Source organism: Paraglaciecola hydrolytica (genome assembly GCF_001565895.1).
Lineage (GTDB): Bacteria > Pseudomonadota > Gammaproteobacteria > Enterobacterales > Alteromonadaceae > Paraglaciecola > Paraglaciecola hydrolytica.
Genome location: NZ_LSNE01000003.1, coordinates 58,224 through 71,288, shown reverse-complemented (window position 1 = coordinate 71,288; position 13,065 = coordinate 58,224). Strand labels below are relative to the sequence as shown.

The 13,065-nt window shown below is 43.4% G+C and carries 11 protein-coding genes; 3 read left to right on the top strand and 8 right to left on the bottom strand.

Annotated elements, in window-relative coordinates; translation table 11 throughout:
• Nucleotides 1–176: 176 nt before the first annotated feature.
• Complete coding sequence (locus tag AX660_RS02850; protein ID WP_235594641.1) at nt 177–1,403, top strand: mechanosensitive ion channel family protein; 1,227 nt, start codon at nt 177–179, stop codon at nt 1,401–1,403.
• Nucleotides 1,404–1,489: 86 nt separating this feature from the next.
• Here the strand turns inward: AX660_RS02850 and AX660_RS02845 are convergent, their stop codons facing one another.
• From AX660_RS02845 to AX660_RS02830, 4 genes are all read right to left on the bottom strand, one after another.
• Complete coding sequence (locus AX660_RS02845) at nt 1,490–2,014, bottom strand: hypothetical protein (protein WP_068372266.1); 525 nt, start codon at nt 2,012–2,014, stop codon at nt 1,490–1,492.
• Nucleotides 2,015–2,101: 87 nt separating this feature from the next.
• On the bottom strand, nt 2,102–2,761 hold the full coding sequence (locus AX660_RS02840) for a CPBP family intramembrane glutamic endopeptidase (RefSeq protein WP_157884300.1): 660 nt from the start codon (nt 2,759–2,761) through the stop codon (nt 2,102–2,104).
• Between the two features lie 210 nt (nt 2,762–2,971).
• Nucleotides 2,972–3,580 (bottom strand): thioredoxin family protein, encoded by a 609-nt coding sequence (locus AX660_RS02835; RefSeq protein ID WP_068372258.1) that lies wholly within the window; start codon nt 3,578–3,580, stop codon nt 2,972–2,974.
• Nucleotides 3,570–5,636 (bottom strand): protein-disulfide reductase DsbD family protein, encoded by a 2,067-nt coding sequence (locus AX660_RS02830; protein WP_068372255.1) that lies wholly within the window; start codon nt 5,634–5,636, stop codon nt 3,570–3,572. The genes AX660_RS02835 and AX660_RS02830 overlap by 11 nt, the downstream gene beginning before the upstream one ends.
• A gap of 165 nt (nt 5,637–5,801) precedes the next feature.
• Between AX660_RS02830 and AX660_RS02825 the strand changes: the two genes are divergently transcribed.
• The gene (locus AX660_RS02825) at nt 5,802–6,134 is read left to right on the top strand and encodes a hypothetical protein (protein WP_068372252.1); all 333 of its coding nucleotides are present in this window, start codon (nt 5,802–5,804) and stop codon (nt 6,132–6,134) included.
• Between the two features lie 254 nt (nt 6,135–6,388).
• Here the strand turns inward: AX660_RS02825 and AX660_RS02820 are convergent, their stop codons facing one another.
• From AX660_RS02820 to AX660_RS02805, 4 genes are all read right to left on the bottom strand, one after another.
• The gene (locus AX660_RS02820) at nt 6,389–7,192 is read right to left on the bottom strand and encodes a hypothetical protein (protein WP_068372250.1); all 804 of its coding nucleotides are present in this window, start codon (nt 7,190–7,192) and stop codon (nt 6,389–6,391) included.
• A 271-nt stretch (nt 7,193–7,463) separates the two neighbouring features.
• A complete protein-coding gene (gene chrA / locus AX660_RS02815; RefSeq protein WP_068372247.1) occupies nt 7,464–8,642 on the bottom strand; it encodes a chromate efflux transporter in 1,179 nt (392 codons plus the stop codon).
• 36 nt (nt 8,643–8,678) lie between these two features.
• Nucleotides 8,679–10,106, bottom strand: coding sequence for a DUF1501 domain-containing protein (locus tag AX660_RS02810; protein ID WP_201027399.1), 1,428 nt, complete (start codon nt 10,104–10,106; stop codon nt 8,679–8,681).
• 19 nt (nt 10,107–10,125) lie between these two features.
• Entirely contained in the window at nt 10,126–12,009 is a 1,884-nt protein-coding gene (locus AX660_RS02805; protein ID WP_201027398.1) for a DUF1800 domain-containing protein, read from the bottom strand.
• A 490-nt stretch (nt 12,010–12,499) separates the two neighbouring features.
• On the opposite strand from AX660_RS02805, the gene AX660_RS02800 reads away from it, so the two are divergent.
• On the top strand, nt 12,500–13,036 hold the full coding sequence (locus AX660_RS02800) for a lipid-binding SYLF domain-containing protein (RefSeq protein WP_106404035.1): 537 nt from the start codon (nt 12,500–12,502) through the stop codon (nt 13,034–13,036).
• Nucleotides 13,037–13,065: the final 29 nt, after the last annotated feature.

Sequence of the window (13,065 nt, the reverse complement as noted above, 5' to 3'; positions counted from 1 at the left end):
AGTTAACAAGGAGGCATATAAATTATTTATCATTGCCTTATTAATCACTGCTACGCAATAAACAGACCAAACAGGGGTGGAGTCAAATTATGCGAAAAATTGATGGCTGGCAGCTAACTTGCTATCTTGTGTGTCAGGTAAGCGTCTAGCAACAGTAACTTAGCCCTAGGGAAATTATGTTTAAATCACTGTTAATAACGAGTCTTATGTTGGTGGCAATCATTTACCCATTGGGGCAAGCAAATGGTGTCATCTTGCCTAATTTTTTAGATCCCATGCACTTAACTAACGCACTAACTTGGCAAACTCAAGATAACGACATTGATGAGCCATCGGGCAGTCTTTTTCCAGCCACTAAAAGTGAGTCGATTAGTGACAGTACAAGTTTAATCTGGGCGGAAGTAGAAGCTTCGTGGCAGGCTTTTTTGCAAAAACTGCCAATGATTGGACTTGGTTTAACACTCTTTATCATTATTTTTTTATTGGCTCGCCCCTTATCAACCCTACTGGTCAAACCCATTGCGTTTGTTAGCACTAGCCAGTTGATTCATTTGGTAACACGTCGTCTTATCAGCATTTTGTTTATCTTGTTTGGCTTTTATCTTTTTCTGCGGTTTGCCGGTTTAAGCGAATTTGCAGTAGCGGTATTGTCGGGTACCGGTGTGATGGGTTTAATCATAGGGTTTGCCTTTAAAGATATCGCTGAAAACTTTATTTCGAGCTTACTGCTGAGTATTCAAAAACCTTTTAAAATTGATGATGTGATAGAGGTTGAAGGACGGATCGGCGTGGTAAAACAAGTGACGGCAAGGGCTACTACCTTAGTGGACTTTGATGGGGACCACATTCAAATCCCCAACGCGACAGTGTATAAAAACATCATTCGTAACCTTACGGCTAATCCTAAATCCCGCGGCAAGTTTGTGATTGGTATCGGCTATGATTCGAGCATAGTCGAGGCGCAAAAAATCGCTATGCAAGTACTCAGCACCACGGATGCGGTGTTGACTGAGCCCGAGCCTCAAGTATTGGTTGATGTGTTGGCTTCGTCGACGGTTAATCTTAAAGTGTATTTTTGGATCAATACTCATAACCATAGTTTGCTAAAAGTATCGTCGTTTTTAATGCGTTCCATCATGCGTGAGTTTGAAAAACAGGGTATTAGTATGCCGGATGACGCACGAGAGATTATTTTTCCGCAGGGCATAGTAGTGCATCAACCAACGGCTTCTGAGTCCCTCCAAGAGCCAAAAATAAGTTCTAAACAACAAGAAGTGATTAACGATACCGCTGTGGATTTGCAGGATCCGGAGCTGAGCGAAGATTTGGCGAGTGATGCTGACGATATTAGGCAACAAGCCAGAGAAGCCCGTGATCCTGAAAAGGGTGAGAATATCTTGTAAATGACGGTTGCAGTGACGTCGCGGTTATACAGTGTTATTCCTGCATAAGCACTTGCTAACCTAAATTAAAACCTCGCTTACTGTGCTCACTTTTCGGTGTTCAGTTCAGCAAGGGTCAGTACAACCCAGCCGTCGATATAAATGTTTCGCGGGCGACGAGCATCATAAATTATGCCTGAATTATACAAATTAGCTATTTTGTCTTTACTCAAACTGAGTGTGTTAGCCCGATAAAAGTTGCGGTGCATAGCGCTATCAAATTTCATGTGTTGGCTGGGAGAAACTGCTGTGGAATGGGCGATATTGCCAATTTTAAAGGTCACGTTTTGCTGGTCTACCGACAGTACTTTAAGTGGTACATAACGGTGTCTCGGATCCGAGTTTTTATTTAATACAAAATAATCTACAAACAAAAAATCATACTTTTGTGGGTTTTGCACAATAGCGGTAGCATTTTGTTGGCGTTGATATTCAAAATATTGATAGCCGAAAAAACAAAGGATAACGAGCACAATTTCAATGTGTTCGATAAACCAATCGCCCATCGCACTTAATGACAAAAAGCCCGTTGTTTTTGCTGGGTTTGAATAGCCAATTATTCCTTGTCTCATGGTAACTCCTTTAGTGTCATTAATAGGTTTAACCTTTGCACAAAATTTGAGCTTTTAACAGCAATATACTTAGATGTTTTGCTTGAGTTATATGGCTCCATCTTTTTGCCTCACATGTAATTCGATAAGAATTACGCCAACAATAAGTAAGATGATTTGCAAGCTTAAGCCGACAGTTTCAGCAGCAAAAAATCGAGTAGTCCCATCAGGTACGATGGTCCAAATCGAACTTGCGTGGTGAGGTTTCATGCCAAATAGACATTGCATTAAATTAAGTCCGAAGTGAAGACCTAAAGGCAGGGCAATGCCCTTGGTTTTAATGGCGGCTAAGCCAAAATACAGCCCCCAAACACCTGGCCCAAGTAGATTGGCAGGATCTAAACCATGATAGAAAGCAAACACAATAGAGCTAAGGTAAATGGATGTTCTGATCCCAACAGACTCGGCTAGTCGAAAAAATGGATAAGAGCGAAAGACAATCTCTTCCATGAGAGCTAAAACAATCAATACAACAGTCGCCCAGCCAATGGCATTCCAAAAATCAGGATTAGCAACAAGCTCGACTTTGATGGGCGACAACAGTGCAAGGGTAAACAGCATAAAGCCAACCACCGCCATGCCCAGCAATGTTCCTAAAACTAAATGCCTTGCGGTGCCCGACTGCCACTTTAAACCAATGCTACTAAGGTGGCGGTGCTCCGTTTTTAAGAAATAAAGGATCACAAGCATGCTGGTCAGAATTAGCACACTTGCTCCAAATAGAAACTTCATTGTCGTTGGGACAGCAGAAGAAATGCTATTCATGCCTTTAAGGATTAAAAAGAATACGCTCCAAAATAAGCTTATTCTAACTATCGTTTTTCCGGCTTGAGTCAAGATTCGCATCCTCCATCATGACCATGCTACAACTGCTGTAAGGCATTTAAGGTTAACAGCGCTTACACTGACTTAGCTCAGCTAACTTTTATATTTGATCGAGCATCCATAGGGGGCAGTTAGTTTGTTTTCAACTTCACCACCGCTTAATAGGGCTGTCATGCCTGCATCAAGGTAATTGATGGCTTTGGGAATGTCGGCTTGATTAGCGGATTTTATGTTATCTATGCCACCGGCGTAACGTAGTTGACCTTGGGGATCGATGATGTACATATGCGGAGTGGTTTTGGCATCATAGTTTTTGCCTGTATCGCCCTCTGGATCAAACAATACGTGAGAGGGTAGGGCTTTACGCTCTGCGGTGAGTCTATTGGCTTCGGCTGGTTCTACATACCCTTGTTTACCGGGTGCCGAGGAGATAATCGATAACCACACCACGTCATCTGCGGTGTATTTGCGCTGTAAACTCTGCATGTTGTCGCTGTCATAGTGTTTTTGTACGTAAGGGCATAAATGGTTGGTCCATTCGAGTACCACGTATTTACCCTTGTAATCTGACAAGCTGACACTTTGCCCTTGGCTGTTAGTGAGGGTGAAATCAGGTGCGGCCTTATCAATACTCACCTTGGCTAACACACTGGTACTTAAAGTAAGGGCAAACAAGGCCCCGAATAATCGTTTATTTAACATGGTAAAGCTCCTCTTTTGCTGTGTTTATCGCGTCAATTATAGTTGCTGGAGTGAGTATTTGCGGTAGCACTTGTTCATATTGTCGACCCGCATAAACGACATATAGAGGTACGCCCGCCCGTTCGTATTGGTTCAAAAAAGTTAGAATTTCTCTGTTTTTATTGGTCCAGTCGCCCACAATGTAGTGCACATCTTCTTGGGCGAATAGGTTTGTGACTTTGTCACTGGAAAACGCCACTTGCTCGTTAACCTTGCAGGTAATACACCAGTCAGCTGTCATATTCACCAAGACGACTTGGTTTTCATCGCGCAATTTGTTGATTAGCTTTGTTTCGAAAGGGCTGTAATGGGTTTGTTTGCTGTCGCCTATTGTTGGTTTGTTGATATTTACGCTGATGACGTAGGGTAATACTAAACTCATTACCAAACCCACAGTGTAAAGACCTTTCGCCAAAGACTTAACTGAGCGGCTCAACAGCCAAGCAAACATGCTGAAACAGATTAAGGCCAGTAACAAGGCGAATTGAGCCTGACTACCGGCTTGCCCCGCATACACCCAGCACAGCCAGGCCACAGTAATAAACATCGGAAAGGCTAAAAACTGTTTAAAGGTTTGCATCCACACCCCTGGTTTGGGCAACCAGGCCATAGCACGACGGGATAAAAATAATAAGGTCATGGGCAGAGCAAAACCAAGGGCCAAGGCATTAAAAATGATGAAAGTGACGTAGGGCTGACTGACCAGCGCAATACCAAGGGCTGCAGCCATAAAAGGCGCGGTACAAGGAGAGGCGACAACAACCGCCAATGCGCCAGTGGCAAAATGGGCGCCGGCACTATCACCCGCTACCAGACTTTGGCCGATACCGGAAAAGCGTGAACTCACGCTTAAAGCATCGAGTAAAACGAGTGCGATAAAGGTAAACAAAAAGGCCAGTGAAACTACCACTATAGGTTCTTGCATGTGAAAGCCCCAACCAACTTGCTGACCACTCTGTTGCAGTAAAAATATGATCAGAGCAAAAAGATTAAAACACAGCACTACACCCACCAAATATGCGAGTTTATGACTCAGTGATTGTTGGGTGGATTGTAAAGCCATGGCTTTGATAGACAGTATGGGCAGTACACAGGGCATCAAGTTTAAAATCAAACCCCCAACAAAGGCCATTAAGCTAAAGCTTAGCAGAGTAAACAAAGTCATACTTTTTGAGGTAGTACTGCTTGATAAATTAGCCAAAGTAGTAAGGTAATAGGCCTGTTTACCATCACTTAACAACCAATCTAATTGCTCAGCTTTACCATTAAAATAGGCCGAGCGCGGAATAAGAAAACGTGTGACACCACTATCCTCGATGATAGTTTGTGGTGCGGCGTGCTGGATAAGATCACTACGAAACGGAAATAGATACCACTTTGTCGTATCGATATCGGCAATTTGCACCACGATATGTTCTTCAGTGATTTCAAACTGCCCCGACAATTGTTGCTGTTGAGGTAAAAGTTGTTGGGTCGCGCTGAAGATTGGCGCATCGGTACTTGGTGAGTTTGTGGTTTGTACCGGCAGCGTAATAGAAAGTGTCGCCCAGCCCGGTATGCAATCTTCCTTACATACCAACCAAGAAAGGTCGGCCACTATGTTGATAGGCTGGTCGAGGGGCAAATCAGCGGGAGCAGTAACGGTGACCATCAATAAGTTGTTGCTGTCGTAGCCGTAATTAACTAAATGGGCAACGGGTATTGCGTGAGGCAAGGGCCACTGAATATCGCCAAAAGACAATGGTGCATTGGTCTGCCAACTAACAGTGGGGGCTTCGCCCGAATCGCCAGAATTACGCCAATAGGTATGCCAGCCCGGTTCGGGTGATAACAAGATACCCAGCGTAGTACTTTGCCCGGGAACTAGTGCACTGTGCTGATTGAGCAGTTTTACTTCAATGTGGGGGCCGCTGGCACTCCGGATATCTTGTGCCTGTGCGTGGAAAACCAACGAGGCACTAACAAAAAAGGCGAGATAGAAAGTCTTGCATAATATCCGTGACCAAGCTGTTTTCATTGTGTTCGAATAATCCACATCGTAGGTATTTTGCACAATACTACGGTAAGTTAGATTAATAGCGCAAATCCTTAGGGATATTGACAAAATGGAAACTCAGATCGAAGTTCTAAGTGTCTAAAATTACGATAGAATTTAGCACTTAAATCAGCCAATTATGAGTTAGTGCTTGAGCGTGAACCTACAGCACTGGCGGGCAAGGCCTATAACAGTCTGGCTATTCTCTATCATAAAGTACCAAGTTGGCCGGTTGCTTTTGGCAGTGATAAAAAAGCCGTTACCTTATTTGAACAATCTATTTTGTTAGATCCACAAGGCATCGATAGTAATTATTTTTATGCTGAATTTTTATACGACGAAGGTAAGTATAAAGCAGCCCAAAAACGTTTATTAATCGCTCAGCAAACGCCAATCCGAGTTGATCACGAGTTAGCTGACAGTGGTCGCCTAAAAGATGTGCAAGAATTACTGAATAAAGTGGAAAAGAAACTTAATTAATCTAGCGCAGGGCTCGGTAATTTTGATGTATGGCGTTTTATTGTGAATAAAAATAGGGCAAGCCACTGCTTGCCCCTAAAACACTTGGGAGTGTATTGTTAGTTAAGCTGTTGGCTCTTTTTCCGGCATATAGCCAAAGTACCTAGCACAATTATTAACATTCAAAATTTTGCGCATTTATAACCCCGTTTAATGGTCAGCATTACTAAACTTATAAGCTCCATATACGTGATATAAAGTTTCTTTATCACTAATTATGCGCGGCGACGCATTAGCATTAGCCCAAAGCAAGCAGGAAGTAACAGCGATAAGACTGGAGGAACCGATACACTTGATATAGGGTTTTGTGAGTTAATTGGTAGAATTTCAAAAGAAGACGCCAAGCCTTGGTTTGAATCCCAGTCTGAGTAGTTGGAATCACTGACCGAGCCAAAACCATTGCAAGTTAAACGAGCATCTCCCGGCACAGCGCAACGCACATCAACTCTATCCACAGCTAAACTGTTGCCACCATCTGGGCCAACTCCTGCAACGGCACTGATTTGCAAGTCAACACGAAATAAATATTCTTGTCTGATATTTGGGTCGTAATAAGTGTCTTGCGGGGTAGCCGGGCCGTAAAATGGGTCGAACAAAAATTCTTGTTGAATGTACATATAGCCGCTACCAAAAACTTGCGCTGTAGCACCCGCTCCTGGTTGCATTAAGGTAGATGAAGAGTATTGCACTGTCCAAGGAGCAAAATTAAAGCCGGGAGCAATGCCATGGGGCATAATCACTTGCAGCAAATAGTTATCGATGATGTCTATGCCAGCGGCATTTCGGTTAACGTCGATGGTTCCAGTCACTGAGCCGTTCAGCCCTGTATTGCCAGAAGCATTACCTGACCCGTCGGAGTTATGTGTGTAGCCTTGAGATACGGCTGTCCGATTGAAAAAGGATTCTGTGTCAAAGTTAAAGCGAATGACGGTAGCTTGTGTAACAGAGGCAAAAAAAACCAAAGGTAACACAAGTATTGTGGGGGCCATTAGCGAGCGAAAAGCGGTACTACATTTCATTGTCTACTCCAAAAACATCCATTTTAAGTTTTGTATTTTTTTAACCTAACAAGCTCAAGGAAAGTCTATTTGCATAAGTGAAATGCGGCTAGGTTAACCAGTGAAAAACTATCGGGAGAAGGCTCAATTGCTAATCATTGCTACACTGCGGTGGTGACTAAAATGCAGGTAGAGATTGCTTCGCTTTAACCTTTAGTCTTTGATTAACAAGGTTAAGCAAGAGTGGTGATGCTGACAAATGCAAATTTAGTTACTATCAGGTTAATTTTTCTTATCTGATTAGGTAGGCATAAGCAAGATAAAAAGTGATTAATAGCAGGATAGGAATCTTGAGCCAGCGTAACAACACAAATCCAATAAGCAGTGCAACAATGTCGCTTATTTGATGTACGGCTTGTTTAATTATCGGGTCAACTAAGGCACTAAATAATAAACCAACTACGGCAGCATTGATGGCTAAAGTTGCACCTGCAACACGCGGAATATTACTCAGATGGGCCCAGTGTTGATGTAAGGCAAACACTAATAATAAACCGGGTAAAAACAAGGCAAGGGTGGCAATAATGGCACCTGAAATTGGCGTAAGAGGTACAAGTTGCGCCCCTAAAAAGGTCGCAAATGAAAACATTGGGCCGGGTACAGCTTGAGCTGCGGCATAACCCGATAAAAACTGCTCACTGGTTAATGCACTACCAACATTCTGTTGTAACAAAGGCAAAACAACATGGCCACCACCAAAAACTAAACTGCCACTATGATAAAATTGCGCGGCCATGTGAGCCAAGTGTGATGAGTCAGTTGCACTGAAATAGACTACCCAGCAACTGATGACAAACAAGGTAAAAAATAGCCCTAGGCTTAGCCATAAACTCTGTGTGGTTGGCAGATTTTCCCTAGGTACTGAGCCAAGTTTTAAGTGAGTGTGATACAACATGCCAAATGTGGCTGCCATGCTTAAGACTAATATTTGTAGCCAAATAGCACTAAAAAAAATCAATACACTAGCGCTTAAGACGGCAATGATGCGGCTAGAGTGGCTCTGGCAGAAATGTTTATACATGCTTAATACCGCGTCACTGACCACCACCACGGCCAATAATTTTAAACCTGAGGCTAAGGTTAAAAAATCTAGGTTGTGCTGAGAGCTAAGGGCAAAAAATCCCAGCATTAAACAAAAAGAGGGCAGCGTAAAACCAATGAAAGCAGCGATGCCTCCGGCTAAACCTGCACGTTGTAGGCCGATAGCAAAGCCTACCTGACTAGAACCGGGGCCGGGTAGAAACTGGCTTAAAGCCACTAATTGTCCGTACTGTTCAGCATCCAGCCAATTTAAACGTTCAACAAAGTAACGATGAAAATACCCCAGATGCGCAGCAGGACCACCAAAACAGAAGCAGCCTAAACTTAGAAAACGCCAAAAAATCTCCCAGCTTGTATGAACTCTTTTCATTTGTGATATGCAGTTTGTTAATTGAGGGGGCGTTGCTTAAGCGCCCATAAAACCCAGATCTGAACGGTTAAAGTTGTGCAGATTGGGATAAACATCTGCCATGTCAGACTCTTGTAAACCAAACCAACGCCCTAAAGTCGCGCCATATTGATCCATGCTGGTGGTAGGAATAATACGCCCTTCACCAATGTCATCGGGACTGTTTAAGGCTAATGTGGGCATATTACCAAAAATTTGTCCGCCAGTTACCGCGCCACCCACCATCAGTTGATGGCTGCCCCAACCATGATCCGTACCATCGCCATTGCTGCTTAGGGTACGACCAAAGTCAGAGGCGGTAAAGGTGGTGACTTGATTTTCCATGCCTAATTCAACCGTGGCCGCATAAAAGGCAGTAATGGCTTCATCTAACATACTAAAGAGAGCAGGTTGGCGGTTAACTTGATCACCGTGAGTATCAAAATCACCAATACCGATAAAAAACGTTTGGCGCGACACGTTCAAGTTACCCCGCGCGGCTATCATTTGCCCAATCATCTTTAAGCTCATGGCCAAAGAGTTTTCTGCAGGAAAAGGCGTAGTTATTGGCGAAGTTACGGCCAAAGCATCATTGACGGTGCTGGCTAACGCCCAAGCGCGTTGCTGAGTGTTGGCAAAGTGACGAGTAAATAGATGACTACGTTGTTGTTGCAAGATACGTTGATAAACAGCAGCTCTGTTAAGTTCGGTTTGCTCTGTGCTGTCGTTGTTGAGTCGACTGAGCATGTTGACACCGCTCGCATCCATTGAGTAGGGGAATACGTTTTGTCCTGCCTGCATGATGTTATTACCAGATAAGGAGATGTTCATCGATAGCTGTTGATTATCATTGGCCGACATTAATAAATCCCCGGCCCGACCTAACCAACCTGTGGGTTTGCTGGCGGACTGCAGGCTTTGTAAATAAATTTGCTGATCATTATGGGAAAACAGTTGAGGTGGCAATAATACTTTGTTTTGTTGGTAGGCTATTTGACTGACCGGTTCGACCAAGGCACCAACATTGGCTAATAGAGCCATTTTTTTTGTATCAAATAGGTTTTTAAGCCCAGCCATAGCGGGATGCAGACCATAGTCAACGTTATTGTGCTTGCCTAGTGCGAGTAGTGAGCTTTGTTCTAAGGCCAGACCTTGGCGGGCGCTTTTATAATCATTGTATTCAGTGCTGCTGGTGGGGACCACCATGTTAAAAGCATCGTTACCCCCATACAAAAAGATGCAGACCAGTGCTTTATAGTCGTCAAATCCGCGTCTTGCGTGACTCGCTTGCTGCAATTTTGCACCCGCCAAATGTAACTGGCTGGCATTGGCCGCAAAGCTAGAGCTGCCTAAGGCTAAGGAGCCACACCCATAAAGTGCATGACGTAAAAACTGCCGTCTACTGTGATGCATGAGATTGTCATTAAAGAATTTGTTATTTTTCATGGCTTGCTGTTTTTCATCATTATCTCTGCACCGAAAATTCAGGTGAGGCAGTTAATAGATAGAGCGCTTCAAAGGTAACTAGCTTTTGATCATAAGTGTTGTTGTTTGGCAAACTTTGCAGATAACTTAGCAGTTCTTGATAGAGCACATTAGGTAACTGGCCGGCAAATAATAATAGATTCAGGCGATCTAAGAGTTTTTCCGGTTGTTTGGCTAGCGCAAATTCTGTCTGTAAATTGAGTTTTGGGGCCACTACATCCCAATTATGGCCAATTCCTTCGGCCAGCCAGTCAGCGTCATTATTGTCGCGATAATAAATGGCATTCGACAGAAAATTGGTTTTAGCAATGATGCTGCTTTCGGTCAGGATCTGAAATTCAGGGGCTAATAAACCGCTTTCTTTGATTTCACCCGGAGGTTGAAAATCAGGACGATAAAAGTTAAATACCGAAAACGAGCCATAAGGTCGTTGACCGGTTTCTCGGTCTGAACCACGAAAACGAATACGTTCACGACTCAGGCTACCATCGGGATTTTTAACTTTGACACCTTCAGCATGAAATGCACGCCACAGTTGTGCCATCAGCAATACCGGCTCCTTAAGTTTGCCAAAGGTATCGCTTTGATTAATATGGCCGTTGCGGGCGTCATCATCCAATAAAATGCCTTTGATAACCGCCGCCATATCACCACGTACACCTTGGCCATTGTCATTAAAAATTGTCGCTATACGCGCCACATAAGCTGGACTGGGATTGCTGGTGACCAAACGTTGGATTAACTGTTGGCTAATAAAAGGGGCGACATTGGCATGCTGAAATAGATTGTCGATGGCGTTATCTATATCTTGTTCGGGGCTTTGTCCGGCACTAAGCACTTGTCCATTGAGCAACTGTTTTTGCTGGCTATCATGAAAGGTCGAAAAACTTTTCATGGGTAATATTTCGCTATCACCGCTGTTGGTCCATTCCCACCACTGGGTTAGGGTAGCAAAGTTAAAGCCGGTAAAAACTCGCGCTAGCTCTTTAATGCGAGTTTGATCATAGGTCGCAATGGGCTGATTATTGGGGGCTAGGCGCACACTGCCATCCAACTCTAGCTCAACTAGGCCAATACTGAATAACTGCATGACTTCGCGAGCGTAATTTTCATCGGGGCGAATATTTTTATCTGGATTGGCTTTTTCGTTGCGTACCATACTTAAATACTCACCCATCATGGGATTTAAAGTAACGGCTTTGAGTAGATCTCGATAATTACCAAAGGCATGGGTGGCAAGTAAGTCCTGAAAATTCGCGATACCCCGAGTATCGTTGTACAGCACATCTGAGACATTGGAGATAACAAATATTTGGCTCAGCGCAAAGGCCACTCTTTGACGTAATTGATCCTTACCCCACAAAGCCACTTCCCACCACACATCACTGCGTTGTATATCGCGGTAATAACCATCGGCGTCGTCTTCAATGACTGGTGCGGGTATCAAGCCGATTTCTTTAAATCGCTCATCTAACATTAATAAATGTTTGTTTTGTGGCTCGGCGATTTGCTCGTCAATCCAAGCGCTAGTGCCAATATTCATTAGATGTTGAATTTGCCCACCATTGGCGCCAAAACTGGCTTGTTGCAAAAACCTGACAGCGTCAGCGGCTTGCTGGTAGGTGGTGCTTTGGGGCTCTGGTAGAGTTGGATCAATACTCAGATCTGGGCTTAGGTAATAATGCTGTGGCACTGGGGTTGGGGATGGTTCAACTGGCACTGAAGGCTGAGGAGCAGGCGCTGATGTGCTTTCGCCGCCACCGCCACAAGCAAATAAACTCGCCACTAAAACGCAAAAAACGGCGTGGTGAACCTCAATGTTTAAGTGTGACCAACGATGAAATAGGGCAAATAGTTTGTGCACAGACCCTCTAAACAGGCAACTCAGTTGTTGCCATTAGGTTAATGACTTGTAAGGGCAAACACAACGTTATGTTTTACGTCAGTCTAAGTGGGTAAGTTTTACTTATGCGAGTAGTCATAAAGTAACAGTATAAAGTAGATAGGCCCTATTTTAAGGGAAAAACGGTGACAGACTAATGTTTATACACTGATCTTGATTACTCAAATTGCACTATTTTTATAAGGTTTTTATCTTCTTATTTATTCGCTAAGCAATTGATTAAAAATAGTAAATCTCGTTTTTCTGCATCTTGATAGGGTAAATAAACAGTGATTCGAAAGTTTAGATTTAGGTATTTAGGTAATCATGGATTGATACTTGCTCTTAAACATTTAATCAACACGGAATCAGTAAGTAGACATCGATCAACTATTGGTTTGTTTTATCATTGCGCGAATTATCGCAGGAGAATGTTATGCCAATACACAAAAGTTATCGTTACGCAGGGTTTATGATTTTATGTTTAGCGATGTTTGGCTGTGCCAGTAACTCCGGACAGACAGTAAACCAACAACGCCAAGCGGTATTAGAAATGCGTTCTACGGTGCTAAGTGAATTTTTCGCACTCAAACCCAGTGTTGAGCAGCAACTACAAAGTGCCGCTGGGTATGCGGTGTTTGATAATACCAACGTTAACGTATTATTAGCCAGTTTTGGTGGTGGTTATGGTGTGGTTAAAAATAATACTACTGGCAATCAGACCTATATGAAAATGGCCGAAGTGGGTTTAGGTTTAGGTGCTGGTATTAAAGACTTTAGAGTGGTTTTTGTCTTCCATAACAAGGATGTACTACAACGATTTATCGAACAAGGTTGGGCTTTTGGCGCACAAGCAGACGCTGCAGCTAAAGCAGGTGACAAAGGCGGTGCTGCTGGAGGTGAAGTGACGGTCGATAACATGACTATTTATCAAATCACCAAAAACGGTTTGGCCTTACAAGCAACGGTTAAAGGCACCAAATACTGGCCGGATGAAAATTTAAACTAAGTACTATTTAGGTTATTTGGCCGTTGGCA